The sequence below is a fragment of the Sagittula sp. NFXS13 genome, from assembly GCF_040148795.1.
GTDB lineage: Bacteria > Pseudomonadota > Alphaproteobacteria > Rhodobacterales > Rhodobacteraceae > Sagittula > Sagittula marina.
On the sequence record NZ_JAGEMH010000001.1, the window covers coordinates 880,564 to 906,577 of the forward strand.

Annotated in this window: 17 protein-coding genes and 1 pseudogene; 13 read left to right on the forward strand and 5 right to left on the reverse strand. The window is 61.8% G+C overall.

Annotated features, from left to right (window positions below; all coding sequences use genetic code 11):
* Window positions 1–314: 314 nt before the first annotated feature.
* Window positions 315–5,805 (reverse strand): annotated as a pseudogene (locus J4E08_RS04180) (RecQ family ATP-dependent DNA helicase).
* 1,540 nt (window positions 5,806–7,345) lie between these two features.
* Between J4E08_RS04180 and rraA the strand changes: the two are divergent.
* Window positions 7,346–7,819 carry a ribonuclease E activity regulator RraA gene (rraA, locus tag J4E08_RS04185; protein WP_349537407.1) on the forward strand — a complete coding sequence of 158 codons (474 nt, stop codon included), beginning with the start codon at window positions 7,346–7,348 and terminating at the stop codon, window positions 7,817–7,819.
* A gap of 201 nt (window positions 7,820–8,020) precedes the next feature.
* Here the strand turns inward: rraA and J4E08_RS04190 are convergent, their stop codons facing one another.
* Together J4E08_RS04190 and J4E08_RS04195 are read right to left on the reverse strand one after the other, a co-directional pair.
* Window positions 8,021–9,382: a sensor histidine kinase gene (locus J4E08_RS04190; RefSeq protein WP_349537408.1), complete on the reverse strand. Its 1,362-nt coding sequence runs from the start codon at window positions 9,380–9,382 to the stop codon at window positions 8,021–8,023.
* Window positions 9,379–10,050 carry a response regulator transcription factor gene (locus tag J4E08_RS04195; RefSeq protein WP_349537409.1) on the reverse strand — a complete coding sequence of 224 codons (672 nt, stop codon included), beginning with the start codon at window positions 10,048–10,050 and terminating at the stop codon, window positions 9,379–9,381. Before J4E08_RS04195 ends, J4E08_RS04190 begins: the two co-directional genes overlap by 4 nt.
* A gap of 147 nt (window positions 10,051–10,197) precedes the next feature.
* Here J4E08_RS04195 and J4E08_RS04200 point away from each other — a divergent pair, with 147 nt between their 5' ends.
* The 6 genes from J4E08_RS04200 to J4E08_RS04225 all read left to right on the forward strand — a co-directional run bounded on the left by J4E08_RS04200 (window position 10,198) and on the right by J4E08_RS04225 (window position 16,471).
* A complete protein-coding gene (locus J4E08_RS04200; RefSeq protein ID WP_349537410.1) occupies window positions 10,198–11,274 on the forward strand; it encodes a tricarboxylate transporter in 1,077 nt (358 codons plus the stop codon).
* An 84-nt stretch (window positions 11,275–11,358) separates the two neighbouring features.
* Window positions 11,359–13,389: a tripartite tricarboxylate transporter permease gene (locus J4E08_RS04205; RefSeq protein WP_349537411.1), complete on the forward strand. Its 2,031-nt coding sequence runs from the start codon at window positions 11,359–11,361 to the stop codon at window positions 13,387–13,389.
* A gap of 18 nt (window positions 13,390–13,407) precedes the next feature.
* Complete coding sequence (locus tag J4E08_RS04210) at window positions 13,408–14,496, forward strand: 4-oxalomesaconate tautomerase (protein WP_349537412.1); 1,089 nt, start codon at window positions 13,408–13,410, stop codon at window positions 14,494–14,496.
* 10 nt (window positions 14,497–14,506) lie between these two features.
* Complete coding sequence (locus tag J4E08_RS04215) at window positions 14,507–15,313, forward strand: universal stress protein (protein ID WP_349537413.1); 807 nt, start codon at window positions 14,507–14,509, stop codon at window positions 15,311–15,313.
* Between the two features lie 10 nt (window positions 15,314–15,323).
* Complete coding sequence (locus tag J4E08_RS04220; RefSeq protein WP_349537414.1) at window positions 15,324–15,485, forward strand: hypothetical protein; 162 nt, start codon at window positions 15,324–15,326, stop codon at window positions 15,483–15,485.
* A gap of 11 nt (window positions 15,486–15,496) precedes the next feature.
* A complete protein-coding gene (locus J4E08_RS04225; protein WP_349537415.1) occupies window positions 15,497–16,471 on the forward strand; it encodes a D-2-hydroxyacid dehydrogenase family protein in 975 nt (324 codons plus the stop codon).
* Here J4E08_RS04225 and J4E08_RS04230 read toward each other — a convergent pair.
* Window positions 16,446–17,498: an AbrB family transcriptional regulator gene (locus tag J4E08_RS04230; RefSeq protein ID WP_349537416.1), complete on the reverse strand. Its 1,053-nt coding sequence runs from the start codon at window positions 17,496–17,498 to the stop codon at window positions 16,446–16,448. The two genes, J4E08_RS04225 and J4E08_RS04230, sit on opposite strands and share 26 nt — an antisense overlap.
* Window positions 17,499–17,573: 75 nt before the next feature.
* Here J4E08_RS04230 and J4E08_RS04235 point away from each other — a divergent pair, with 75 nt between their 5' ends.
* The 4 genes from J4E08_RS04235 (at window position 17,574) to J4E08_RS04250 (ending at window position 21,466) form a co-directional block, all read left to right on the forward strand.
* On the forward strand, window positions 17,574–18,257 hold the full coding sequence (locus J4E08_RS04235; protein ID WP_349537417.1) for a GntR family transcriptional regulator: 684 nt from the start codon (window positions 17,574–17,576) through the stop codon (window positions 18,255–18,257).
* Window positions 18,254–19,642, forward strand: coding sequence for an FAD-dependent tricarballylate dehydrogenase TcuA (gene tcuA / locus J4E08_RS04240; RefSeq protein WP_349537418.1), 1,389 nt, complete (start codon window positions 18,254–18,256; stop codon window positions 19,640–19,642). Before J4E08_RS04235 ends, tcuA begins: the two co-directional genes overlap by 4 nt.
* The gene (gene tcuB / locus J4E08_RS04245; RefSeq protein WP_349537459.1) at window positions 19,632–20,693 is read left to right on the forward strand and encodes a tricarballylate utilization 4Fe-4S protein TcuB; all 1,062 of its coding nucleotides are present in this window, start codon (window positions 19,632–19,634) and stop codon (window positions 20,691–20,693) included. The genes tcuA and tcuB overlap by 11 nt, the downstream gene beginning before the upstream one ends.
* A 521-nt stretch (window positions 20,694–21,214) precedes the next feature.
* On the forward strand, window positions 21,215–21,466 hold the full coding sequence (locus J4E08_RS04250; RefSeq protein WP_349537419.1) for a hypothetical protein: 252 nt from the start codon (window positions 21,215–21,217) through the stop codon (window positions 21,464–21,466).
* A 257-nt stretch (window positions 21,467–21,723) separates the two neighbouring features.
* On the opposite strand, the gene J4E08_RS04255 is transcribed toward J4E08_RS04250, so the two are convergent.
* Complete coding sequence (locus J4E08_RS04255; RefSeq protein ID WP_349537420.1) at window positions 21,724–22,254, reverse strand: hemerythrin domain-containing protein; 531 nt, start codon at window positions 22,252–22,254, stop codon at window positions 21,724–21,726.
* A gap of 341 nt (window positions 22,255–22,595) precedes the next feature.
* Here J4E08_RS04255 and J4E08_RS04260 point away from each other — a divergent pair, with 341 nt between their 5' ends.
* Together J4E08_RS04260 and J4E08_RS04265 are read left to right on the forward strand one after the other, a co-directional pair.
* Window positions 22,596–24,227, forward strand: coding sequence for an FMN-binding glutamate synthase family protein (locus J4E08_RS04260; RefSeq protein ID WP_349537421.1), 1,632 nt, complete (start codon window positions 22,596–22,598; stop codon window positions 24,225–24,227).
* Window positions 24,228–24,250: 23 nt separating this feature from the next.
* Window positions 24,251–25,963, forward strand: coding sequence for a thiamine pyrophosphate-dependent enzyme (locus J4E08_RS04265; protein ID WP_349537422.1), 1,713 nt, complete (start codon window positions 24,251–24,253; stop codon window positions 25,961–25,963).
* The last annotated feature ends 51 nt before the right edge of the window (window positions 25,964–26,014 follow it).

A 26,014-nucleotide genomic window follows, 5' to 3' on the forward strand; every position in this document is an offset into this window, starting at 1 on the left:
TGATCAGGCTGTTCTCTGGCGTCAGAAGCAGGCTCTCAAGGGGCAATTCCGGTTCGATATGGGCAAGGATGCGCCAAAATTTATTTCCAGACGGGTTAGGTGCGCGGCGCCTTGCCCCTCAGAGAGTGTGGGACTTGAAATTCGGTGGACAACTTTCCCTGACAGTCGTCGCCACTCGCAACGTCGAACACCAGTCAAATGCTGGCCGGTGTTGAAGCAGCTCAGCTGAATTCCGAGTGATAAGACCTCAGCTCAGATCTGCGGCGGCAGAACGGGGCCGACGGTTCGCCGTTTCGATGTCAACGCGGACGACCTCAAGCATGCGTAATTCGGCTATCGCTATTCATAGGTCGATGGCCGGGAAACCCCTCCTCGAAGCCCTGCACCATCGCCTTGTAGCTAAGGCCCAACGCAGACATCTTGCAAAGTTCGCGCCCATCGGTTCCGTCTTTGAGCACGAGGCCTTCACCCTTGAGGGCCACTGCAAAGCCACGTTCTTTGAAGCTGGCGATAAATTCTTCCCACGACCCGCTTTCGCTATAGATGCGCTGCACAAGCGCACCGAGTGCGGCCAAATTATCGGACTTGGCAGTTGTCACAAACTGCGCAGCACCGGCCTCCGAGCAATCAGCAGGGTTGGCCTGAACGACAACACTCCCGACAGCTTTGTCGGCCAACGTCTCTGCAGGGAACCCTTGGCCCGGAAGAGCAAAAACCAGCTCAGGCAGAACGGTCTCCCAGTCGTCTCGGCGCGCATAGTGCGCGTATTGCTCGTCACCATCCGATTTGCGCCACTGGACCACAGCTCCAACCGCACCGGAAAGCAAGACCTGCCCCGGCGGATGCTCCCATGCCTTCGACATGCGCCCCAGGAGGCGGCCGTGACGGTCCAGCAGCTCCCAGTTGGGAGCCTGATAGTTCAGGTGCAGCGGGTCGCCGACCCGACACTCTTTGATTGCACGGTGAACCTCGTTCCGATCCCCTTGCCGACCGGCATATGACAGGTCCGAATGCTTGAGGTTTGGCAAATGGTAGACCTTCGAAGATAGACCTGCAGCCGGGGAAAGGGGTCTGAGCTGTCTCTCAACCACGGAGGAACTGCCGGGCTTCAGGAGGGCATGCTCCCCCGCTGTCATGACGATCAGGCTTTTCTTGGCACGCGTCATTGCCACGTAGAAAAGTCGGCGTGGCGCATCACGGTCTTCTTTTTTTGATGCCCTGTCCCATCCGCCATCCAGAATAGCGACATGATCGAACTCAAGCCCCTTGGCCCGGTGCGCTGTCAGCAGGAGCAGCCCACGCTGCTCGCCCCGTGTCTCACGCGACCATTCGGCCAACCATTCGATGATATCGGGAACTGGCATCGTCTTGGTCTTCAACTCTTTCGCCAGTTCGGCGATGCCTTCTGCCAACAGGTCGACCCACTTGTTGCCCGACTGTTCGTTAAGGAGGTCGATGATGTCGGCAACGCCCAGCAGCTCGCCCTGTCGCCGACGAAGACTTGCCACCAGCGCCTGTGTCTCGCGCAGTCGCCAGATGTTCGGCAGGTCCTGGTTGGCCATTTCTACCTTGATACCCTGCTTTTCAGCATATGTTCGAACCGCGCCAAGCCTTTTCCAGTCGCGGGAGATGATGGCTGTACGGGCCCAGGACCAATCCGGATCCAGTTTCGACACCCGTATCATCTCATCGACGGCAGCGATCGCCTGGGGCCCGTCGCCCGCGGGAACATTAAGCAGCTGAACCCTGCCCTGCCCCACACTATCCGCCTGTGCGAGGACTCCGCCCTCAGGATCACGCCTGCGATCCGCGTTGATCCTGATCTCGTGGTCCAGCTTCATCCGATCCGGTGCCGCCGAAATCACCGCGTTGGACGCTGCAATGATATGGTGGGTCGACCGGTAGTTCTCGACCAGGAACGCCGGCCGCGCCTTGTAATCCTCTTCGAACTTGCGGATGAAACCGACGGAGGCTCCGTTGAAGGCATAGATGTTCTGATCGTCGTCTCCCACAGCGAACAGGCTGAGCTTCAGGTCGGCATCATCAAGAGATCTTCCCGCAATCGCGGAGATAAGCTGATACTCTTCCGGTCCAATGTCCTGGTACTCGTCCACAAGGATCCAGCGATAGCCCTGGATCAGCGTGTCCCGCTGCGCCTCTGCTTCGGATTTCGACAGACCTTCGCCCTCCAGTTGGCGCACCGCTTCCATCACAATGTCATCGAAGTCCTTACTGTCAGCACGCGATGGCGATGACGCTGGCCCCGACCAGCTTCATCGCCATCGCGTGGCAGGTGCAGACCGTGACGCCGATGGCTTCGTCCCCGACCAAAGCGCGCAACCGCACGCGGATTTCGGCCGCCGCGTGCCTATTGTAGGCGAGGACCAGAATGCCCCGCGGGTCCTCGCGTTTCATGCGCAGCAGATAGGCGATCCGATGAACCAAGACACGACTCTTGCCTGATCCCGGCCCTGCAAGGACCAGGACATTCGTCCGGTCCCGGTCATCTGTCACGATTTCCTGCTGCCCCTTATTGCCCAGCTTCTCTACGATCGCCTCCCAAGAGGCACTGGTGGTCTGGCGTCGCACCTCGCGGCCCATGCCAGGCATCCACCGCTTCATGAACTGCTCTTTGTTGAGCAGAAAATAATCCTCGGACAGACGTTCCGCATCGTTCTTGGACCGCAAACCGGTTTCAGCGTAGGCCGCCATGACATGGGTCTGGAGTGTCTGTTCCCCGTAATGATCCTCCAGCGGCGTGAAATGCGTTTGGGTGAACTGGCCCCCGGCCGGATCGATATAAACCGTGATGGCAGAGCGAAACACCGTCAGCCCCTTGCCAAGCGTCAGCACCCCTTGCTCATGCAGCCACAACAGGGCCCGTTCCATCAGCTTGGTCATGTCGCGCACGCCGCTGGAGTTCAGAAAGGCATCTTGCGTCAACTGTGCCAGAAGATCTCCGATGGTCGTTTCAACCTGAAGATCCTTGCCCCGTACGCCCTTGGCAAGCCGCCCGATGAGATAATTCAGCAGCAGCTCCGCCGCCAGCCTGCGCAGCCTTGCCGTTTCTTCAACCGTCTTCCAAGGACGTACCAAAGTCACCATCAACGTGTTACGGCTGGCTTTGCGCAAGGAAATATTCCCGCGCCCGCCATCCTGGCTTCGCCCATCTTGGGCGATGCCTCGTACCAGCTTGTCGACCGCATCAGGTCTCGCATCGGGATGGCCCTTGTCCCGAAGGCTCTGACAGGTCTCCGCAAGGTTCAGCGGCGCAGGGGCGCGGTCGTCCAGATCCGGCGAGTGTTCCTGCATCAGGGCAATCAGGTCGGACTCCAATGCCGACGCCAGAGCCAGATTGTGCATCGAGGATTTGGCTACGCCAACGTGGACAAAAACCGTCATCGCCACGTCGTTGCGTGAGATGCCAAGCGTTTCCAAAGTCGCCATGGCCTTTGGCAGCGCACCGGGTGATATCCCCGCGACACCGCAAAGCTCATCGGTCGACACGCCCTGGTCAGCCGGTGCCGACACCAGATGCGCCACGATGGCCATAAGTTGCTTGCGATGCGCCGACGTAAGGTCTGCCTCGGCCAACCGCTTTTTCGCCTCATCCACTGACCGCACCCGCAAGGACGACGGGAACACCTGAACCCGGTTCTCCTCTCGGGAAACAAGATGCGCTTCCTCCAGCCAGGACACGGCAGTCTTCACCCGGGTGTCATCTGTGGCGCTGTCTCGCTCGAACTCCAAGTCTTTCTCGGATCGCACGATTTCACCCGACGTCGCAACGATCTTGCCGGTTTTCTTGGTGCGTTCATCGATCCGGCGCAGCGCCTTGAGGATCGCTCCGATTTCATGCCGGGCGAGGCGCGAACTGGCTGTCAGGCGGAACTGGCGCTCCACGTCGTCAGCGGCAAACAGCAGGACGCAATGGGCATCCTCCCGGTCCCGTCCTGCGCGTCCGGCCTCCTGAAGGTAGTTTTCCAAAGACCCCGGGATATCGGCATGGACGACCAGCCGGATGTCCGGCTTGTCGATCCCCATGCCGAAGGCATTCGTCGCGGCGATCACGCGCAACGCGCCTACCCGAAATTGTTCCTGAACGGCCTGCTTGTCATCAGCGCTCATTCCGGCGTGGAAATGCGCTGCGTCCACGCCCTGCGATTTCAGAAATTCGGCCACCCGCTCGGTTTCCTTGCGCGACGAGCAATAGATCACGGCTCCGGAGCGCCCCTCGGCAGGCAGCAGTTCATCGAGGACACTCATGACGTCGGATAATTTGGACGCCTTGTTCGTCGGTCGCACTTCGAACGCCAGGTTTGTCCGCGAGGCGCCCCCGTCAAGTGGCAGCAATTCGATCCCGGCCTTGGTCTGGAAGTGCTCAACGATATCTGCAACCACCTCGGGCTTTGCGGTCGCGGTGAGGCAGAGCACAGGCGCAGGTGACTGATCCCCGGAGAACTCCTTTATGAAGCGACCGAGGTAGCGGTAGTCCGGCCGGAAATCATGCCCCCATTTCGACACGCAGTGCGCCTCGTCGATGGCCCAGAGGCCGACCTCACGCTGCGCCAGAACGCTGCGGATCGAGGTACTGCGGAGCTGTTCGGGAGAGATGATGAGGATCCCGGCGTCGCCCATCCGGACCTTGTCGAGCGCATCCTGACGTTCCGGCATGGACATCATGCCGTTGATCGTGACCGAGCATGAGATACCAGCGCGTTCCATCCCCTGAACCTGATCCGCCATCAATGCGACAAGTGGTGAAATGACAACTGTCAGTGCCCCGATCTTGTCGAACCGTGACAGCGCCGGCACTTGGTAGCACAGCGATTTGCCCGTCCCCGTCGGCAAGATCCCCAGCAGGCTGTTGCCTGACATGGCTTCGTCTACGATGCGTTCCTGCAACGGGCGCCCCTCCGGGTCTACCGGCTTGGGGCGGAAACTGGGAAACCCGAACCATTTTTCTAGCGCGCGCACTGGATCGTTCTGCTCGGCGCACCAGCCGCAGGTCGGATCCTCGCAGGAGGTGTCCCGCAAATGCCTGACGATCAGCGAGGCCTCGCGGAACTGCGCCCGGACCCAAGGTGGCATGACGGAATCGCCGCCTGCCACAGTGATCCAGGACAGCGCATAGGCCATCGGCCAGCCGTTCTGAGGGCTGCTCAGGCGTCGCAGCGTCTGTTCGACACGCAATCCGCAGGCGCGCGCCTCAAGTAGACGCATGATCGCAGCACTGGCCTCGTCATAGCTTGGACAACTCCGGCCGCGCACGTAGGAAAACACGGCATCAAAGCCGCCGGCGCGTTCCATTCGCGTGGTCAGATAGTGGAATGCAGCCAATGCGTCAGGCTCGACCTCCAACATCTTTGCAAAGGCATCCAGCTGGTTGGCGAGCACCTCGAACACAAGACGCGCGTCCAACTCAGGATCATTCACATGTCCAGAGGCCAGGCGTCCGTCATGATAGTGCTTCACAAGGTGGTGGTACGGGTTCCGCGGGAAGGCCAGCGGGTTCAGCCACAGCGTGTCGATTGGCGCCTGAGTGAGCTTGCCGATACCGGGCCGCCTCGCGAGAAGATGCTCCAGGTCGTGCTTCAGTATGTTGTGGCCAATCGAATGCGCGACATCACCAATCTGCGCCTCGAGCTGGTCAAGAAATCCCTCGGAAATCTCTCCCATCGTTTTCAGTGCCGGCCGGTCATTACTCCGCACGGCCGCAAGGCCAAAGATCTTCGCATTGGAAGGATCGACCTCAAGATCGATTGACAGGCACCGTGACAATAGTTTGTTGTGACGTATTTTCATAGACTTATGAATAACGATGAGAAAGCGCCGAACAAAGCCCTAAGATTTATTAACTTCCCAATAACGCAATATAGCACCCTGCGGCTGCCTGACCCGACGGGCCCTCACGCAACTGTCGCGTCTGCACTGCACACTCGTTGTGAGCCGATCGCCATTCCAAAGACTCTGACACGCAGGACGTGCAACTGCTGACTGGCTCGCAATATCAGCGTGCCGCGCCAAGTTGGGTCTGTCACGCCTTAACGGCACCACAGGTGCTCGTTCGGGCCACCGCTCCCTCGAAGGCGACAGGTTTTTCCAACCCGGTGCAGAGTGGCAACGGCGCGGATTCTATAAGCCGTTTATGTGATCGAAGATGACCACCTCGACGTATCGCTGCGATTCCCGAGGATCGGTCATGTCGTACAAGTCAAGCTTCGATGGGCAGCGCGGTCGAATTTCCGCTGGCACACAGAAGGCTTCCCTTCAGGTCATCGCAGATGTACCGGACCCGAAGCCCATCGCCACCCGGCCCCAAGGCGCTCTCCAGCAGCTTTCGAGCACAAAGAGCGGTTGGAGAGGCCACTCCAAGGATATTCGCAAACGCACTCAGAGCGCTGTTGTGGTTTCCATGCCCTGCCCGCCACTTGCGATACTCCAAAGCAGCTTCGAAACACAGCCGAGGGCAGGATAGACTGCCTCAGTACCTTGAATTGATACGTGTTTTTCTGCTGTGATAGGCTTTCGCGTCTCCAGGAACCCAAGCTTGAAGCTGTCACATCTGAGGCACCTGCGCCGTCTGGCCCACCCACAGCCGACAGGCGATCACCACGCAGGGGCGACGTCCTTCTAAGCCAGTTGATCCGCCAGCGCCGCTCAATGGGCTGTTTCGCCCGGGGTTCTGTCTGGCGAAATGTTTGATCATTGCGCCGTGTGGCGTAGCCGGGCCTCGCATTTCAACATGGGCGTGCTGGATGCACCCCGCATGTCGCCGATCAGGAAATCAATCGCGAAAGCCACGAAAGACATTCCTGAGAATGAGTATGCAGCCTGCCGTGAAAAGAGCCGCGCGAGCGCCTGTGGCCCAGCTCGCTCTCCCATAGATGCGACTGGCGCTGGGCACAGTTGCTTCAGAATTGCACAACGCCCCGCCCAAAGTCGACCCTCGGCTTGATGCACATCGCGACGGTTCGGCGTCCCGGAAGCAACCCCTCCAAGCGCGCGCAGCATGGGTCGACAAAACAAGGTCCTATGATACGCGGAGCGAAGCGGGCTACTCGATCTACCTTCTTGTGCGTGATCGGGTTCAAATCCAGGCTTCACCGGGTCAACGTCGCGCCGTTTGCAATCACATGAACATTGGCACCGGGTGCGGCACACATAAGATGCGCTGCCAAAAATGTCGAATTCGGTCGAAGCGCTTGAGCTGTCCACTCCCCTTATATTCGTGGCCAGTTCGTCGGCGGAGGCATATGCGGGTGGTGGTTCGTATTCGACCTGTGTCAAAGTGCCCGAGACACGTCGCGATTTCTGCGGCGACACTGGACGTGGGATCTATCCAATGAAAACTGCCGACCTCATCGACGAACATGCCACCAAGTTGCGGCTCGTGCATCTTCCGTTTTGCCGCTATGGCCAGAAACCCCACATCTGCGGCCCGGCGCAAACGGTGAAGTGCTTCGAGGACAACACGGCCTTGCGTGGACAGCTGGAAACACCCGGAGAGGGGCGCGTGCTTGTCGTGGATGCTGGCGGCTCGACCCGGATCGCCGTGCTCGGCGACATGTTGGCCGATCTGGCGATTTCCAACGGCTGGGCAGGTGTTGTTATCAGCGGTGCCATCCGAGATAGTGCCGAGATCGCTGCAATGGATACACTGGTCTTCGCATTAGGCACCTCGCCCGTGAAAAGTGCCAAGGATGGGCTCGGCAAGGTCGGTGGGACTGTGGAACTGGGCGGAGTTCGGATCGCCCCGGGAAACTGGATCTACGCCGATGCCGACGGCGTCCTGATGAGCGCCGAAAAGTTGATTTAGATCGGACCAGAGCCGACCTCCCTATTCGGCGCAGCGGATGCCGGTCTCAACCCCACTTGTTTTCAGGACATGGCGTGAGAGTGTTTCAAGTGGTGTCCCTCCGAGGGACCTTTCAGATCGGATGGTCAATGTCCTGACCATCCGGCACGCAGTCGTCTGGCCGAGCCACGGTGCACACGCGGCTGAAATGATGCTCGTGTCTCAGGCCTTTACGACGCGAGGAAACCAAAGACAAAACGTCGCTCCCGTCTCGCTCGGAACAAGATCGACGCGTCCTGCGTGTCTGACCATCACCTGTTCAACGATGGCAAGCCCCAGCCCGGTCCCCTCGCCATACTGCAACTGCGAGAAACGGCGAAAGGCTGTGCTGACCTTGTCGGGCGGAATGCCGAACCCGTCATCGTCGACCGTGATCATGACACCCTCCTCGTCCGAAGATGTCCGGACGTTGATTGCGGTCATCTCTCCTCCGCCATGCTTCAGCGCATTCTCGAGAAGATTGATCAAGGCCTCGCCAACGAGAACGGAATTGCCAAGAACCAAAAGAGGTTCCTCGGACGGTGCAAAAGCAAAGTCCAGATCACGAGATAGCGCCTTGGCGGCGAAGGCGCGGCAGACATCTTCGACGACCGTGTTCAGGTCGAAAGGTGCCATCCCTGTGCTTTCATCGTATCGCAGGCGTTCCAGGGACAGCAATTGTTCTGAAAGCCGCGCGGATTTGCGGGCCGCATCTACCAATTGTTCTTCGCAGTGTGCCCGCTCCGCCGCGTCATGCACGTGCGGAAGCGCTTCGGCCAGGGTCAGGATCGCAGCTGCGGGATTGCGCAACTGGTGCGCTGCATCCGAAATAAAGGCTTGATGCGCCTCGAAACTATCCTGAACCTGCCCCAAAAGACGGTTCAGCGTCGAAACGATATCAGACACTTCATGCGGCACCGCACGGCGGATCGGGCCGAGATCTTCGGGAGAGCGTCGTCGGATCGCGGCCTCCAGATCATTCAGGGGGCGCAGACCTATCTGCACACCGAACCAGATGATCAAGGCAAGCGCCGCCATCAAACCGAAAATCAGCGCCGCTGCGCGGAAGGCCAGTTCCCGGGCAAAAGCCCGGCGGTCGCTGACGCGCTGCCACACCGTCACGACCGTGTCGCCGGTCAATGTTCCGATGGTGCGGTTTTCGATCATGCGCATGACGCGCATGTCCTCGCCGCGGTAGGTCGCGAAATAGTAGAACGGCAGATCCCGTGCGACGGGCGTTTCGGGACGCGGCGGATAAGCATAGCCGGTCACGTAGACGCCGCCGGGACCGGTGACGTGGTAGAACACCTCGCCGCCCCCGGCATCCGAGATGACACGCCGGGTGCTGGGCGACAGCGCATCCCCTTCGGAAATGGCCACATCGCGTGAAATGGCCAGGGCCGCAGAGACCAGGGAACGGTCGAACAGCTCCTCCGACGTTTCCTGCGCCACCTCGAACCGCCACCATCCCAGTAGCGCCGAGACCACGAACAACGGCGGCAAAATGACGAGGAACAGCCGCAGACGCAGCGACATCGACTTCATGGAGAGTCAATCTCCAGCATGTAACCCAGTCCGCGCGCGGTCTTGATCCTGATGCCATAAGGTTCGAGCCGCTTGCGCAGGCGCGAGACATGCGGCTCGATGGCGCTGTCTTCTGCGTCGGAGCCGGTGCCGTAGACATGGGTGATCAGTTCCGACTTCGACACGATCCGCCGCCGCCGTTCGAACAGGCATTCCAGCGTCGCGATCTCCCGGCGCGGAATGTCGAGCGGCTGATCGTCCTTCAGCACCTGGCGGCCCGTCCGGTCGAAAACCAGCGGCCCCAATGTATCCCGCGCCGCGAATTCCAGGTTCTTGCGCCGGGCCATGGCGCGCAGCCGCGCTTCCAGTTCATCCATCTCGAAGGGTTTCGTCAGGTAGTCGTCCGCTCCGGCATCCAGCCCCGCGACCCGCTCCGCCGTTTCAGAGCGCGCGGTCAGCAGGATCACCGGCGTGCCGTCGCCGCGCAGTCTCAATGCGCGCAGCAGGTCTATCCCGTCCATGCCCGGCAGGTTCAGGTCCAGCACCACCAGATCCGCGCCTTCGCGAGACAGGAACGCGTCCGCCTCGTACCCATCGTGCAGAAGGTCCACCGCATGGCCTCTGCCGCGCAACCGAAAGGCGATCCCCTGGGCCAATGCTTCGTTATCTTCGATCACAGCGATACGCATGCCTACATCTTTGTCATGATGCGCAAGTTTCGCGCAAGGTTGAGACGGCATGGTGCCGACATTGGAGGAGGGAATCATTCCCTTGATACGAAATACATGAACCGTCGGGCCTTTGTCCCGGCGCGACAGGTCTACGGGAGGAAACCAATGACCATCAAGACACTCGCAGCCTCAGTTGCCGCAGCCACCCTTCTGGCATCCCCGACGCTCGCCGAGATCGACCTTTCCGGCAAGACGGTTGAATGGGTGATCCCGTTCTCGGAAACCGGGGGCTCGGCCAAATGGGCCAACTTCTTTGCGCCGCTTCTGTCCGAAGAACTGCCTGGCAACCCTACCGTTGTGGTGAAATTCATGCCGGGCGCAGGCTCCACCAAGGGTGCGAACTGGTTCCAGGAACAGGAATATGATGAGGGCACTCTGATTTTCGGCACGTCCGGGTCCACCCAGTTCCCCTTCCTGCTGGATGATCCGCGCGTACGTTATGAATATTCCGACTGGGTGCCGGTCATGTCGTCCGGTACCGGCGGTGTCGCGTACCTCAACCCAAAAGACGGCGAGAAGTTTGACGGCTCCGCGAACAATCTCAAAGACGTCGACTTCATCTACGGCTCGCAGGGGGCGACGCGCCTCGACCTCGTACCGCTGCTGGCATGGGAAATGCTTGGCATGAACGTCGAGCCGGTCTTTGGCATCAAGGGGCGCGGTGACGGTCGCCTGATGTTCGAACGCGGCGAGGCCACCATCGACTACCAGACCTCGTCGGCTTACCTCGGTGCCTCCGCCGAGCTGGTCGCGCAGGGCAAGGCCGTGCCGATGATGACCTGGGGTGCGCTGGACGACGCGGGCAACATCGTGCGTGACCCGACCTTCCCGGATATTCCGACCTTCAAGGAAGTTTGCGAGGCCACAGATGGCTGCGAGACCTCCGGCGAAGCATGGGATGCATGGAAAGCTTTCTTCGTGGCCGGTTTCCCGGTGCAAAAGATCGCCTTCCTGCCCAACGGCACCCCGGACGACGTCGCGAAGACCTACTCTGACGCGTTTGATGCAGTGCGCAACCGTCCGGACTTCCCGGAAATCGCCAGCAAGCGCGTCGGCAAATACGAGGTCTTCGTCGGCGCCAACGCCAAAACAGCCACCGAAGCCGGCACGACCGTGTCGCCCGAGGCGAAAGCTTTCGTGAAGAACTGGCTGCAAGACTCCTACGGCGTGTCGCTGAAATAAGCACCACCCCTGCGGCCCCGCGCCAGATCGGCGCGGGGCCGTCTGAATCATTTTTCCCAACATTCAAAATCGAAAGCCGGTGCGATGGAAATGTTCGCCACCGCCCTGCCTGCGCTTGGCCAGGCATGGGCCCTGATTCTACAACCTGAAGTCCTGGGATACCTCGTTCTCGGCGTGGTGATGGGCCTGGCAGTGGGTGTTTTCCCGGGCCTTGGCGGCATCGCCGGGCTTTCACTGCTTTTGCCTTTCATGTTCGGCATGGACCCGGTTCTGGGCCTCGCGTTGATGGTGGGCATGGTGGCCGTTGTGCCGACCTCGGACACCTTCGCCTCTGTTCTGATGGGCATTCCCGGCAGTTCCGCTTCACAGGCCACGGTGCTCGACGGCTTTCCGCTGGCCAAGAAAGGTCAGGCGGCGCGAGCGCTGTCCGCGGCGTTCACCTCGTCGCTGTTCGGCGGGTTGGTCGGCGCGGCCTTCCTGACGATCTTCATCATCGTGGCGCGGCCACTGGTGCTGGCCTTTGGCCTGCCGGAAATGCTGATGATCTCGATCCTTGGCCTGTCCATGGTCGCCGTCCTTGCCGGTCGTGTCGCGCTCAAGGGGCTGGCGGCGGCGGGCCTCGGCATGTTGATCGGCACCATCGGTGAGGCGGACGCGGGCGGCTCGCTGCGCATGGCGTCTTATGACATCCCCTACCTCACGGACGGGCTGAAGCTGGTGATTGTCGGACTTGGCATCTTTGCCGTGCCGGAAATCATTTCGCTGCTGCGGCAGGACCGTTCCATCGCCAAGGACGCCAAGCTGGGCGCTGGCTGGGGCGAAGGCGTGAAGGACTGGGTTGCCAACAAATGGCTTTCGGTCCGCTGTTCTCTGATCGGAGTCGTCATCGGCGTGATCCCGGGCCTCGGCGGCTCGGTCGTCGACTGGATCGCCTATGGCCATGCCGTTCAGACCACCAAGGACAAGAGCCAGTTCGGCAAGGGCGAGATCCGCGGCGTGATCGGGCCGGAAAGCTCGAACAACGCCAAAGAAGGCGGCGGACTTGTCCCTACCCTGCTGTTCGGCATTCCGGGTTCCGGCTCCATGGCGATTTTCATCGGCGCCATCGCGCTGCTGGGGTCCGGCGATATCGAAGTCGGCCCGTCCATGCTGCGCGATAACCTGGACATCACCTATTCCATCGTCTGGCTGCTGGCGCTGGCCAACGTGGTTGGCACATTGCTGTGCATCGCGGCGTCGGGCGGCATCGCCAAGCTGACCACCATCCGCTTCACCTATCTCGCGCCCTTCCTCTTCATGCTGATCTCTTTCGCGGCGTTCCAGTCGGGTCAGAACTTCGAAGATATCCTCGCGCTGTTCGCAATCGGCCTGATCGGCATTTTCCTGCGCCGCTTCGACTGGTCGCGCCCCGCCTTCCTGATCGGTTTCGTGTTGTCCAACCCGGTCGAGAAATTCTCCAACCAGGCGTTCCAGATCGCGTCCTTCCGGTTCCGCAGCTCGTTCGAAGAGGGCATGAGCTATATCTTCTCACCCATCGTGATCGTGCTGCTGATCGTGACCGTTGTCTCGGTCGTGCTGGGCCTGCGTCAGGCGAAATCCATCATGGCCGAAGGCGATGTGAAATCGGGTTCCAAGCGCGCCCCAATGGTCTTCCTGCTGATCATCATGGCCTATGTGGTCGCCGCGCTGATCAACGCGAACATGATCCCCGACTACAACATGACGGACAAGATCGTGCCGCTGGTCATTGGTGGCATCACCTTGGCGGCCCTGTTGATCCTGCTGGTGCAGATGATCCTGCGCCCCGAAACCGATGCTGTCTTTGCCGACAAGGAACTGGCCGGAGAAGATGCAGATGCACCTTATGGCCTTTGGAGCACGCTGGCGTGGTTCCTGGGTCTGATCGTGGCAACGTATTTCATCGGCTTCATCCTCGCGCTGCTGGGTTTCCTCGTGTCGTTCCTGCGGGTTCGCGCGCAGGCCGGATGGCCCAAGACGCTGATCCTGACCGCCGCTGGCATTGCGCTGATGTGTGTCATGGCGGGCGCGCTGAACCGCGACTTCCCGCCGGGGCTGCTGCAGCACGCCGTCGATCTGCCCTGGCCGCTTAAGTAATCCAACGGAGTGAATGATATGACACAGACAGGCATTCCTTTCGTCTTCATGCGCGGCGGTACGTCTCGCGGGCCGTACTTCAACCGCAAGGACCTGCCGCAGGATCGTGAAACGCTGGCGGAGGTGCTTCTGGCCGCCATCGGGTCTGGCCATGCGATCAACATCGACGGTATCGGCGGCGGTGTGGCAGTGACCACCAAGGTCGCCATGCTCTCAGCTTCGGACGATGACTGGGCGGACGTGGATTACTTCTTTGCGCAGGTTTCGGTCGAGGATCGGCTGGTGGATTTCAAACCGACCTGCGGCAATATCCTGTCGGGCGTCGGCCCAGCGGCGGTTGAAATGGGGCTGATCACCCCAACCGGGGATGAGACCGAAGTGAAAATCCGTGCCGTCAACACCGGCGCGCGGGTGCTGGCCCGGGTCCAGACGCCGGGCGGCACCATGCGCTATGACGGCGACGCCGCGATCGCGGGCGTTCCGGGCACGGCGGCGCCCATCGCGCTGAGCTTCATGGGCGTGGTCGGATCGTCAACCGGAGCCTTTCTGCCCAGCGGCAACCTGCGCGATACGTTCGATGGGATCGAGGTGACCTGCATGGATGTAGCGATGCCCATGGTCATCGCCCGTGCGTCGGATTTCGGCCTGACCGGCTATGAAACTGTACAGGAATTGGACGAAAACCGAGACTTCTTTGCCCGTATGGAGGCGATCCGCCTGCAAGCCGGGGCCGCGATGGGTATGGGTGACGTGTCGAAATCGGTGACGCCGAAGTTCGGCCTGCTCGCCCCCGCCCGCGACGGCGGCACAATCGCAACGCGGTATTTCATGCCCTGGACGACGCACCCGTCGATGGCTGTCACCGGCTCGCAATGCCTTGCCTCTTGCGCGCTGACCCCCGGGACGGTGGCGGACGGAATGCTCGAATGCCCGGCCACCGGCCCTGCGAACGTGGTGCTGGAACACGCCTCTGGCACCATCGAAGTGCTGGTCGATTTCGAGATGAACGACCAATTCACGTTGAACTCCGCCGGACTGCTGCGCACTGCGCGCAAGCTGGCGGATGGGCAGGTTTACGTGCCCGCCTCTGTCTGGAAAGGGCACTGACATGCCGGTGATGAACCTACTTGTAGCCTTCAACGGCTCTGACGGATCGGTGGCGGCCCTGCGCTACGCAGCCTCGTTGGCCGACCGCCTGGGCGCACATGTCACCGCCATGCTGGCTCATAGCGGCCACGAGGTGATCGACAAACGCTCGCGCTGGATCCCGAAAGAAGCCCGCGCCCTGCTGGACGCCGCCAACACGGGGATCCTGCGCGAGATCGAAGACCGGTTCGAGGCGGAACGCACAGCGCTTGAACTGGCCAATGCCTTGCAACTCAAAGAGGTCACGGGCCGCGTCGATACCGTCCTGTCCGAAGCTGCACGCCATTACGACATGCTGATTGTCGGCGCACGGTCCGACACCGATGACGAACACGTCACGCTACATCCTGACCGTATTGCGCTTCTATCGGGCCGACCGGTCATCGTTGTGCCTGCGGGCTATGACGCTGGCGCCACGCACAGCCATGCGGCCCTCGCCTGGGATGGAGGCCGGGCCGCCGCGCGCGCGCTGTCCGACAGTCTGCGTCTGCTCGAAGATGATGGTCGCGTCAGTGTGCTGACCGTCGGGCCGCGCAATTCTTGGCCCATCGACGACCTGATGGTGCACCTGTCCCGCCATGGGGTCGAGGCGACGCAGCACGATTGGCCGACCACGCACCCGGTGGCGGAGACGATCCTGGCATGGTGCGTCAAGCATAACCCATCCCTGTTGGTGCTCGGCGCCTATGAGCATTCCAAGTTTCGCGAGGATTTCCTGGGCGGTGTGACCACAGGAATCCTGTCACGCAGCACCATCCCCGTTTTGCTGTCGCACTGAGGAGCCAACCATGAGCGATTTCGAAAAACTCGCCCGCGCACGCCGCGATCTGGAAGAAACGCGCAACGACCTGTCGAAGCGCATTGCCGAAGATGCGCCCGACAAGGCTGACCTGATCCTCTTGCATGACCGGGTCAGCCGCGCGATCAAGGCGCTCTCTGGCAGTTTCTGAAAGACCACGACATGAAGGTCCACATTCTCGACGACTGGTTTGACACGTTGCGCGGATTGCCCTGTTTCGACCTGCTGGCGGATCACGACGTCACTGTCTGGACCGATCATGAACCCGATCCTGCGGCCCTGGCCGCGCGGCTTGTTGAGGCGGACTGCGTTGTGCTGTTCCGCGAGCGCACCCATGTCACCCGCGATCTGCTGGAACGGTTGCCGAACCTGCGGCTGATCTCGCAGCGCGGGGCCTGGCCGCATGTGGATGTGGACGCTTGCACCGATGCGGGCGTGCTGCTGTGTTCTAACAAGGGCGCTGATGGCGCGAATTACGCCGCAGCGGAGTTGACCTTCGCGCTGATCCTTGCCGCCATGCGACAACTGCCGCAGCAGATGGCCAGCGCCAAGGCGGGCGGGTGGCAGATGGGTGTTGGCCGGACCCTGCGCGGCCGGACACTGGGCCTGTACGGCTATGGCCGCATTGGGCGGGTCGTGGCCAGTTATGCGCGTGCCTTCGGGATGGATGTGGTCTGGTGGTCCTCCGAAGCCGGGCGCGCCCGCGCACAAGCGGACGGCGAAACCGTCGCGCCGAGCCACGCGGCATTCTTTGCCGAAAGCGACGTGGTCTCCCTGCACCTGCGGCTGACGCCGGAAACCCGCGGGACCGTCACCAAGGAAGACCTAGCCGGTATGGGCCCGAAGTCGGTTCTGGTGAACACCTCACGCGCGGGGCTGATCGCCCCAGGCGCGCTGCTGGACGGGTTGAACGCGGGTCGCCCCGGCATGGCCGCCATCGACGTCTTTGATGCCGAGCCATTGCGCGACCCCGCCGACCCGTTGCTGGCGCATCCGCACCTGATCGCGACACCCCATATTGGGTTCGTTACCGAGGACGAGTACGACAAGCAGTTCGCCGACATTTTCACGCAGGTAAATGCTTACGCCCAGGGCGCGCCGATCCACATGGTCAATCCTTCCGTCTACGAGCGATAAGCCCCGCCACCACTGGCGCGCCGACGATCACGATCACGATGCGCGTCAGGTGGTGGGTGATGACAAAGCCAAGGTCCGCGCCGGTGACGATCGCCAGCACCGTCATCTCGGCCTGCCCACCGGGCGCGAAGGCCAGGAAGGCGGGCACCGGGTCGCCCAGCCCCAGCGCCGTCACCAGCCCGGAGAACCCGGCGGCCAGCACCGCCAGCACCAGCACATAGGCCACACCTGCCGCGACCACGCGCGTCAGCTCGCCCCATGTGACACCCAGAAAATGCACGCCGATGCCGCAGCCGATAAAGAACTGCGCCGCCAGGATCGCCTCGGCGGGCGGGCGGAAATGCACGAGTCCCGCCAGCGACAGGGTCGCCGTCACGATCATCGGCCCGAGGATCGACGCCCCGAACAGGCCCAGCCGTTCGCCGCCCTTCCAGCCGATCCACGCGGCGGCGACCATGATCAGCAGCTCGTACCAGGGCAGGTCGGCCACCGGCGCGCCGATGGGATTGGTTAAAGGTGCGCCGTAAAAATGGCTGAGGATAAAGGGCGCGAGGGTCACGATGATCAACACCCGTGTCGCGTGGATCAGCGACAGCGCGCGTGGATTGCCCCCCGCCTCGGTGCCGAAGATCACCATGTCCTGAAGGCCGCCGGGCATGGCCGCGTAATAGGCCGTGGGCGCATCAAAGCCCCAGATCCTGCGAAAGAACGGGACGCCGACAAGGGCAATCAACGCGATGAAGACCGGGATCATCGCCACCGACAGCGCCATGCGCGGCAGCTCTGCGATGACCTGCGGTGTGATCGACGCGCCCACGGCGACCCCAAGGATCGTGCGCGCCGCCACCGACACCTGCCCGAACCCTTTCAGCGGCAAATGCGCCAATGCGCCCGCAAGGCAAAAGGCCAGCGGTCCAAACAGAAATGGCAGCGGCAGGGCCAGCCACCAGAACAATGCCGTGCCAATCGCCGCCAGACCGAAGGTCAACGCGCGCCGCGCATGGGGATGAGATAAATGTTTGCGCAAACCGGCCTCCTGACAGTCTTGACGCTTAATGCATACGCTTGTATCCACCCGGATACAATACTGAACCAAGGGCTGATGACCATGGATGACGACAGCGCCCCGCAGGGCAACGGTGCCTATCTGCGCCTCCTGACCGAATTGCGCGAAGGCCGGCTGAATCCCGGCGACCGGCTGCGCGAAACCGAACTGGCGGACCGGCTTGGCGTGTCCCGCACCCCCGTGCGCGAAGCCATTCGTCAGCTCGAGGCCGACGGCATTGTCACCCATGTGCCGCGTCACGGCGCCACCATCCGCAGGCTCGATTATGCCGAGGTGATGGAGCTTTATGAGATGCGCGCCGTGCTCGAAGGCACCGCCGCCCGACTGGCGGCACGCGCGGCATCTGACATTGAAATCGAGGAACTGATCGACATGAATCAGCAGATGGCCACGCTGGGCAACGCGCCCGAGGCGTTCATCCTGAACCGTCAGTTCCATGCGGCGCTGCTGGACGCGGCCAAGAACCGCTTTCTCGCCCGGTCCATCCACGCACTGCAGAAGGCGCTGATGATCCTCGGCCCGACGACGCTGACCGAACCCGACCGCGCCAGGAAGGCCGCCGAGGAACACTTCGGCATTCTCGACGCGATAAAGGCGCGGGACGGCGCCTTCGCCGAAGCGGCGATGCGCGCCCATATCGAGGCCGCCCAGCGTGTGCGCGTCCGCGATTTGCGCGCCAGCAGCCACAAGACCCCCAGCTATGACGGAGACCTGCTGTGACCTCCCCAGACATCGCCATCATCGGCGGCGGCAACGCGGCGCTTTGCGCTGCCATTACGGCCGCCGAGGCCGGGGCGCGCGTTCTAATCCTTGAGACCGCGCCAAAGCCCTATCGCGGCGGCAACTCCCGCCACACCCGCAATTTTCGCTGCATGCACCATGGTCCGCTCGGGCCGCTCGTCGACAACTACACCGAGGAAGAATACCTCGCCGACCTGATGAAAGTCACCGGCGGCAAGACCGACGAGGGGCTTGCCCGGCTGGCTATCCGCACATCAGAGGAATGCCTGCCATGGATGGAAGAACACGGCGTGCGCTTTCAGCCGTCGCTTTCGGGGACGCTGTCGCTGGCGCGGACGAATGCCTTCTTCCTCGGGGGCGGAAAGAGCCTCGTGAACGCCTATTATCTCACTGCTGAAAAGCTGGGGGTTCAGGTGGAATACGAGGCCGCCGTCACGCATCTGGAGCTGGACGATGATCGTGTAACCCGCATCGACTATACTCAGAACGGTCAGACACATACGATCACGCCGAAGGCTGTTGTTGTCGCCTCGGGCGGGTTTCAGGCCGACACCGATTGGCTCGCCCGCGCTTGGGGGCCAGCGGCGAAGAACTTCCTCATTCGCGGCACGCCCTACAATCGTGGCGTGGTGCTGGCCGATCTGCTGGATCAGGGCATCGAGCAGGTGGGCGACCCGACGCAATGCCACGCCGTCGCCATCGACGGGCGCGCGCCGAAATTCGACGGCGGCATCGTCACCCGGCTCGACTGTGTGCCGTTTTCCATCGTGGTGAACAAGGACGCGCAGCGCTTTTACGACGAAGGCGAAGACGTCTGGCCCAAGCGCTACGCCATCTGGGGCCGCCTTCTTGCCGCGGAGCCCGATCAGGTGGGCTATGTGATCATCGACGCCAAGTCGCTGGAGCTGTTCATGCCCTCGGTCTTCCCGCCGATCAAGGCGGACACGCTGGAGGAGCTGGCCGACAAGATGGGCCTGCCCGCCGACGCGCTGGTGCAGACTGTGAGCGCATTCAACGACGCTTGCGGCGACACCTCGGGCTTTCATCCCACAGAACTGGATGGTGTGACGACCACCGGCCTCACCCCGCCCAAGACCAACTGGGCGCGCCCGATCACTGAACCGCCGTTCTACGGCTACAGCTTACGCACCGGCGTGACCTTTACCTATCTCGGCCTGAAGGTCGACGAGACCGCGCAATGCGCCATCGGCAATCGTCCCGTCACGAACCTCTGGGCGGCGGGTGAAACCATGGCCGGGTCGATCCTTGGCCAAGGCTACCTTGCCGGGTTCGGCATGACCATCGGAACCGTCTTCGGACGCATCGCAGGCAAGGAGGCCGCGGCCCATGCAAATGCAAACTGATCTTCTTCAGGAAGCCCGTCGCCAAGCCGAGATCTGCAACGCCTGCCGCTATTGCGAAGGTTACTGTTCGGTCTTCCCTGCCCTGCACGCCGAACGTGCGTTCAGCGATGGAGATCTGACGCAGCTAGCGAACCTCTGTCACAATTGCCGGGGCTGCTACTACGCCTGCCAATACACCGCCCCGCATGAATTCGACCTGAACCTGCCACAGGCGCTGGCAAACGTGCGGCAGGACAGCTGGGAGGAACTCGCCTTCCCCCGCGCCGCCGGAAAGGCGTTTCAGAAAAACGGCGTGCTGATCGCTGTTGCCACCGTCATCGGGTTTGCCTTGTTGTTTTGGGCGGCCCGCGCTCTGGCGTCGGCGGGGGGAGATGGATTCTATGCGGTGCTGTCGCACAACGCGATGGTCGCGATCTTCGTGCCGGCCTTCCTGTTCCCGCTGCTCAGCATCGCCATCAGCCTTCGCCGCTATTGGCGTCACATCGGCGCCGGTCCATTCCGGCCCGCGCATCTGATTGAGGCGCTGCGCCAGGCGGCCAACATGAAGAACCTCAAGGGCGGGCATGGCGACGGCTGCAATTACGAAGACGAGGATCGGTTCACCCACGCCCGCCGCGCGGTTCACCAGGCGGTCATGTACGGTTTCCTGCTCTGTTTTGCCTCCACCAGTACTGCGACCGTGATGCATTACATATTCGACATGCCTGCGCCCTATGGGCTGTTCTCCTTGCCGAAACTGCTGGGCCTGTCCGGTGGACTTTTGCTGGTGGTGGGATGTTTCGAGATGATCCGGTTGAAGCTGCGCTCGGACCGTAAGTTGGGCGCTTCCGGTGCCTTCGGCAAAGAGGTGGCCTTTATCGGGCTGCTGGGTTTCACAGGCTTCAGTGGGCTGGCTCTATATGCGCTCGGTCAGACGTCGGTTATGCCGGTCTTGCTGGCGATCCATCTTGGGGCGGTTCTGACGTTTTTCCTGCTCACGCCGTTCACCAAGATGGCGCATGGCTTCTACAGGCTGACCGCGCTGACTGCCGACGCCGGTCGAAGCCGCTAAAATGACCACCGATCGGCAATTCTAAAGAGCGAAAAGCTGGCGTATTGGGCTTTACGGACATTGGTGATCCTTGCCGCGAAAGTCCAGAAGCCGCCCTACTGGCGAAAGGCTGAACGCCGCGCGCGAAGGGTGTAGGGTTCGAACGCGGCGTGGCGACGCGCGCCAAAGCGCGACAGCTCGCTTTATACCGAACGAATTGGATGCGGAAGGTCGCGACGATCCTGCGGTGAAAGTGCCCCCTGATCCCGGAATTGGGGCTAATGAAACTTCAGAACCGGGAGAAAAACATGACGAAGAGGAATGCTGTTTACGCCGGCGGATAGGAACAGGCGGGGGCCGGCTCTCCTACCTATGCGAGCTTGTCGAAGGAACTGCGGATCACCCCAGGCCAGCTGAAGACGTGGCACTTTGAATTGCTGGCGGCAGGGTCGGCTGCGGCAATAGATCAGAGCAAATCTGAGGCAGCTGAGTGGGCGCAGCTGCGGCGTGACCTGGAGCGTCTTAAGTAAGAAAACGAGGCGATGCGTAAAGCATTCATTTTCCGCACAGTGGCCGGTGAGAACATGACAGCGAAGCCTGCTTTCATAGCCAGCCATGCTCACGATCCTGCCGTTCGGTCGATACGCCGGGTGCTGCAGCTGGGTCCACGCGTGGCGCCGCACAGCACCGGAAAGGACGGTGCGGACGACCAGATTGGACGCTTTGATCAAAGAGACCCGAACGATTTTCGAGAGCAGAAAGCTGCGCTCTTTGAGTACATCGAGATCTTCTGAAGCCGCCAACGGCGCCATTCCAGCATCGGATAACGCACGCAGGTTCAAGCAAGGATGGACAGGGTGACCAGAATGTCGGCCTAATCCAACAAGCCCCTGTTACGGGATCAGGGGGCAAGACCACCCGACGACGATCAGCTCGTGCAGGACCAGCAGCGCCCTTTCCATCACGCGACCCTTGAGCCGGTCAGACGGCCACGACGGCGCGGGTCGTCCCCGCGCCAATGCGACGCCGCGCAATTCTTGGTGGCCCCTGGTCAGACGTCGCGCAGCGTCTGCGCCGGGTCGTCGATGTAGGCGTCCACGTCCTTGTCCTCGACCGGGACGCCCATCATGTGCGCGCATTGAAACGCGAGGAACTGGACGCCCAGCTTGTGACGGTCTTCCAGCGAGGTGTGCTTGCGGAAGTCCACCAGACCCTGACGTTCCTCTTCCCCCATGTGATCGCTGTTGGCGACCTCGCAGGCAGAGACAGCCTCGAACCAATCGGGCGAGCCGACCTCGTGCTTCTGCACCGCTTCGCCCGTGTCGCGAATGTCGTTGTGGTCGTCGATGGCGTCGCGGGTTTCTTCCTCGGCGTCGTCGGCATCGCCACCGCCGGTTCCGACCTTCAAAAGGTCCGGGTAAAAGAACCGCTCTTCTGCCTCGGCATGGGAATCGAGCAGATTTTTCAGCCGGTTCCAGATCGCTGCCAGTGCCTTGGTTTCTTTCGGGTCGATTTCGCTGATCGCGGAAAACAGGCGGCGCTGTTCGGCGTGATCGTGCAGGATGATCTGTGTGACGTCCATTGTTTCAATCCTTCGCTGGTTCGGACAGCCGGGGTCTTCGCGTGGGTCAGACCCCGGCCCCGGGTTTCACAAGTGTCGGTCAGATAGGTCGAAATGCGAGGCTGGCACGGGTTTGTGCATTAGGTTTCCCATCGCTCCCCCCCTCTTGCGCTTGCATCTGTCCAAGATTGCGTTTGCCTGAAACTTTGAGATCATGGCCCGATCCACGCAAGCGAAATTGCGGCCCCCGGACCCACCTGAAAAAAATGTAAGAAACCCGATACATTGATGCAAACTGGGTAGCTGACTTCAAAGACAAGTCGCCCAAGTAGAGTGAACACCCCAACATGAGAGAACACGACATGAATATCACCTTTGAAAGCCTTCTTGATATGGCGAAACGTGCGGTCGTGCCTGTCGTGGCGGCGGCCCTTCTGATGATCGCCATTTTCCAGGGCTGGGTCGTGTTCGGACTGTTGATGGCGGCCGTCGTGCTGCTGGGGATCTACGACACCTTTCAGTCCCGCTGGACGATCACCCGCAACTATCCTGTCGCGGGCCGGATCCGGTGGTTGTTCTACGACCTGCGCCCCTACCTGCACAGCTACATCGTCGAGGGGGACCTGGACGGCAAGCCGTTCTCTCTGGCGGCGCGCAATCTGGTTCACGCCCGTGCGGACGGGGCCACCGACACCCAGCCCTTCGGGACCGAGCGGGACACCGATGCGGACAGCTATCACTGGATCGGGCACTCCATCTCTCCGACCCAGAACCCGGTCAAATCGCCCCGCGTCGAGGTCGGCTCCGACCAGTGCAGCAAGCCCTATTCGGCCTCGGTCCTGAATATTTCGGCCATGAGCTTTGGCGCGCTTTCGGCCAATGCGGTCCGGGCGCTGAACCTGGGCGCGAAGAAGGGCGGCTATTACCACGATACCGGCGAAGGCGGGCTGTCACCCTACCACTTGGAAAACGGTGGCGACATCGTTTGGGAAGTGGGTTCTGGCTACTTCGGCGCGCGCGACAAGGACGGCAACTTTGACCCCGAAAAATTCGCGGAAACCGCGCAGCGTGAAGAGGTCAAGATGACCGAAATCAAGCTGAGCCAAGGGGCCAAACCCGGCCACGGCGGCCTGCTGCCCGCCGCCAAGGTGACAGATGAAATCGCCAAGATCCGCCAAGTGCCCGCGCACGAGGACTGCCTGTCGCCGCGCGGCCATTCGGCCTTTTCCACCCCGATCGAGATGCTGGAATTTGCCGCCAAGATGCGCGACCTGTCCGGCGGCAAGCCCGTTGGCCTGAAGTTGTGCATCGGTCAGCCGCACGAACCCTTTGCCATCATGAAGGCGATCATCGAGACCGGCATTCACCCCGACTTTATCGTCGTGGACGGCGGCGAAGGTGGGACCGGTGCGGCCCCGCTGGAGCTGTCCGACTGGGTCGGCATGCCCCTGTCCGAAGGTCTGGTCCTGATGCGCAACGCGCTGGTCGGTGCAGGCGTGAAGTCGCAGATCCGGCTGGCGGCCAGCGGCAAGGTCTATTCCGGGATGGGGCTGGCGCGCAACATCGCTCAGGGCGCGGACTGGTGCAACGCGGCGCGGGCCTTCATGTTTTCGGTCGGGTGTATCCAGGCGCAGCGCTGCCACCTGGGCACCTGCCCCACTGGTGTCACCGCGCAGGAACCGGCGCGGCAACGCGGGCTGATCCCGGAGGTGCAGGGCGAACGCTCGGCCCGGTTCCACGAAAAGACGGTGGATGCGCTGATGGAGATCGTCGCCTCCGCCGGGCTGGACCATCCCGGGCAGCTTGAACCCCACCACCTGATGCAAAGCAGAGGCCCCGAACGGGCATTGCCGATGGACCGGATCGCGACCTTCCTTGCTGAAGGCGCGCTGCGGGAGGCGCCTGACGACACAATCTATGCGGATTTCTGGCGCGCGGCGCGGGCGGATAGTTTCCGTCCTGCCATTGACTTGGCACGCGTCCGCGCAAGCTAAACGACCCTTTAAGGACTACAGATATGACCAAAGTTTCAGACGTTGTCGTCGACGCTCTTGTCCAGGCAGGCGCGAAGCGCTGCTACGGCATCGTGGGCGACACGATCAACCACTTCACCGACTCCGTGCGCAAATCCGACCTGGCCTGGGTCCACGTCCGCCATGAAGAGGTCGGCGGTCTGGCCGCCGGCGGCGAGGCCTTCTTCACCGGAGAGCTGGCGGTCTGCGCTGGCACCTGCGGGCCGGGTACGTTGCACTTCGTCAACGGCATCTTCGAAAGCCACCGCAACGGCGCGCCCGTCGTCCTGATCGCTACCGATGTCGCCCGCACCGAAGCCGGTCTGGGCTTCCCCCAAGAACTTAACCAACGCAAGATCTACGAACAATGCAGCGTGTTCTGCGAATACATCTCGCACCCCGATCAGGCGCGGCGGATCGTCGTGCAGGCCGCACAGGCGGCCCTGACCAAGGGCGGCGTTGCCGTCGTCATCGTCAACGGCGACATTTTCGAGGAAACCACCAAGGACGCCCTGCCCTGGTCCGTCCACCGACCCAAGTCACGCCTGCGCCCCGCCGATGACGAGCTGGATGCGCTGGCCGAACGGTTGAATGCTGCGGGCACCGTGACGCTTTATGCCGGGATCGGCGCGCGCGACGCGAAACCTCAGCTGCTGGCGCTGGCGGAGAAGCTCTGTGCGCCCATCGCCCACACCAGCCGGTCCAAGGAATTCATCGAACGGGGCAACGACCACAACATCGGCATGATCGGCATCCTTGGCAACAAGGCCGGGGTCGAGGCGGTGGACGCCGCCGATATCATGCTCTGCCTTGGGACCGATTTCGCCTATACGCAGTTCTATCCCGGTCAGGACAAAATCGTTCAGGTTGACCGCGACCCGTCCCACATCGGACGCCGCGCGCCGGTGGGCATGGGTCTGGTCGGCGATGTCGGCCCCACTATCGAGGCTTTGCTGGGGCGGCTGGACCAGAAGACCGACACAACCCATCTGGACAAGAGCCGCAAGCAGTGGGCGAAAGATCTGGAAGGATATAAGCACGAAGCCGAGGAAAGCGATGCATCGCTGATCCACCCGCAGTTCGTGACCCATGCGCTGGACCGGCTGGCCGCGGACGACGCGATCTTTACCGCAGACGGGGGGTCTCCGATGGTATGGCTGCTGCGGCACCTGACGGCAAAGGGCGACCGGCGCTTTCTGACCAGCCTTCTGCACGGCACGATGGCCAACGCCTATCCGCAGGCGATGGGGGCTATGGCCGCTTATCCGGGACGCCAGGTCATCTCTATGAGCGGCGACGGCGGGATGACGATGCTGATGGGCGATCTGTTGACGCTCAAGCAAGAAAAACTGCCGGTCAAGATCCTGATCTACAACAACGGATCGCTGGGCTTCGTCGAGATGGAGCAGCGGGTCGAAGGTCTGCTGGACACCTACACCAATCTGGAAAACCCCGACTTCAGCAAGGTGGCCATCGCCTGCGGGCTAAAAGGCTGGCGGGTCGATAACGCAAACGATCTGGAAAACGCGATGGCCGAATGGCTGGCCGCCGAGGGTCCCTCCGTTCTGGATGTGCGCGTCAGCTCGGTCGAGCTGGTCATGCCCCCAAAGGTTGAGGTGGGGCAAGTCGCCTCGACCACGCTCTTTGGGGTGAAGGCGGTGCTCGACGGTCGCCTGCGCGAAGTTGTGTCGCTGTTGCGCGACAACTTCCTGCGGTAGCTCAAGAGGACAGCGCCCATGCTGGAGGGCCGAGGCAGATGCCCCGATGAC

Bases quoted from the DNA above. Each gene is read 5' to 3' on its own strand.
- rraA (WP_349537407.1), top strand. From the start codon at position 7,346: ATGAAAACTGCCGACCTCATCGACGAACATGCCACCAAGTTGCGGCTC.
- J4E08_RS04190 (WP_349537408.1), bottom strand. From the start codon at position 9,382: ATGAAGTCGATGTCGCTGCGTCTGCGGCTGTTCCTCGTCATTTTGCCG.
- J4E08_RS04195 (WP_349537409.1), bottom strand. From the start codon at position 10,050: ATGCGTATCGCTGTGATCGAAGATAACGAAGCATTGGCCCAGGGGATC.
- J4E08_RS04200 (WP_349537410.1), top strand. From the start codon at position 10,198: ATGACCATCAAGACACTCGCAGCCTCAGTTGCCGCAGCCACCCTTCTG.
- J4E08_RS04205 (WP_349537411.1), top strand. From the start codon at position 11,359: ATGGAAATGTTCGCCACCGCCCTGCCTGCGCTTGGCCAGGCATGGGCC.
- J4E08_RS04210 (WP_349537412.1), top strand. From the start codon at position 13,408: ATGACACAGACAGGCATTCCTTTCGTCTTCATGCGCGGCGGTACGTCT.
- J4E08_RS04215 (WP_349537413.1), top strand. From the start codon at position 14,507: ATGAACCTACTTGTAGCCTTCAACGGCTCTGACGGATCGGTGGCGGCC.
- J4E08_RS04220 (WP_349537414.1), top strand. From the start codon at position 15,324: ATGAGCGATTTCGAAAAACTCGCCCGCGCACGCCGCGATCTGGAAGAA.
- J4E08_RS04225 (WP_349537415.1), top strand. From the start codon at position 15,497: ATGAAGGTCCACATTCTCGACGACTGGTTTGACACGTTGCGCGGATTG.
- J4E08_RS04235 (WP_349537417.1), top strand. From the start codon at position 17,574: ATGACCATGGATGACGACAGCGCCCCGCAGGGCAACGGTGCCTATCTG.
- tcuB (WP_349537459.1), top strand. From the start codon at position 19,632: ATGCAAACTGATCTTCTTCAGGAAGCCCGTCGCCAAGCCGAGATCTGC.
- J4E08_RS04250 (WP_349537419.1), top strand. From the start codon at position 21,215: ATGCGTAAAGCATTCATTTTCCGCACAGTGGCCGGTGAGAACATGACA.
- J4E08_RS04255 (WP_349537420.1), bottom strand. From the start codon at position 22,254: ATGGACGTCACACAGATCATCCTGCACGATCACGCCGAACAGCGCCGC.
- J4E08_RS04260 (WP_349537421.1), top strand. From the start codon at position 22,596: ATGAATATCACCTTTGAAAGCCTTCTTGATATGGCGAAACGTGCGGTC.
- J4E08_RS04265 (WP_349537422.1), top strand. From the start codon at position 24,251: ATGACCAAAGTTTCAGACGTTGTCGTCGACGCTCTTGTCCAGGCAGGC.